Here is a 1,080-nt window from a genome sequence, read left to right as displayed (position 1 = left end):
CTGTATCCTGAGTAGGGCGGGGCACGTGAAACCCTGTCTGAATCTGCCGGGACCATCCGGTAAGGCTAAATACTAACCAGACACCGATAGTGAACTAGTACCGTGAGGGAAAGGTGAAAAGAACCCCGGGAGGGGAGTGAAATAGATTCTGAAACCATTTACTTACAATTAGTCAGAGCCCGTTAAAGGGTGATGGCGTACATCTTGCAGTATGGACCGGCGAGTTATGTTAACATGCGAGGTTAAGTGGATAAAAACGGAGCCGTAGAGAAATCGAGTCTTAATAGGGCGTTTAGTATGTTGATATATACCCGAAACCAGGTGATCTATTCATGAGCAGGCTGAAGCTTGGCTAACCCCAAGTGGAGGGCCGAACCGTAGTACGCTGAAAAGTGCCCGGATGACTTGTGAATAGGGGAGAAATTCCAATCGAACTTGGAGATAGCTGGTTCTCCTCGAAATAGCTTTAGGGCTAGCGTGTGATGTTAAATTTTGATGGTAGAGCACTGAATATGGAATGGCCGCGCCTAGCGGTACTGACTATAATCAAACTCCGAATATCATTATGTATTGTCATGCAGTCGGAACCAGGGTGCTAACGTCCTGGCTCGCGAGGGAAACAACCCAGATCGTCGGCTAAGGTCCCAAAATCGTGTTAAGTGAGAAAGGTTGTGAGATTTCATAAACAACTAGGAGGTTGGCTTAGAAGCAGCCATCCTTTAAAGAGTGCGTAATAGCTCACTAGTCAAGAGATCTTGCGCCAATAATGTAACGGGACTAAAACACGATACCGAAGCCACGGGCACGCAAGTGCGTTAGAGGAGCGTTCTAAGGGCAATGAAGCCAAACCGTGAGGATTGGTGGAGCGCTTAGAAGTGAGAATGCCGGTATGAGTAACGATTCGTGGTGAGAATCCACGACGCCTATTGGGAAAGGTTTCCTGGGCAAGGTTCGTCCACCCAGGGTTAGTCAGGACCTAAGAAGAGGCTGAAAAGCGTATTCGATGGACAACAGGTTAATATTCCTGTACTTTCTATAATTAGTGATGGAATGACGGAGAAGGATAGCAATACCCATTAT

General features: G+C 47.1%; 1 rRNA gene. It reads left to right on the top strand.

From position 1 onward, the window contains the following. A 23S ribosomal RNA gene (locus V2E24_RS03545) occupies positions 1-1,080 on the top strand; the annotation flags it as partial.

The sequence above is a fragment of the Mycoplasmopsis ciconiae genome (genome assembly GCF_036350065.1).
GTDB classification, from domain to species: domain Bacteria; phylum Bacillota_I; class Bacilli_A; order Mycoplasmatales; family Metamycoplasmataceae; genus Mycoplasmopsis; species Mycoplasmopsis ciconiae.
Note: the sequence above shows the minus strand (reverse complement) of the source record. Positions and strands in the feature narration are given on the sequence as shown.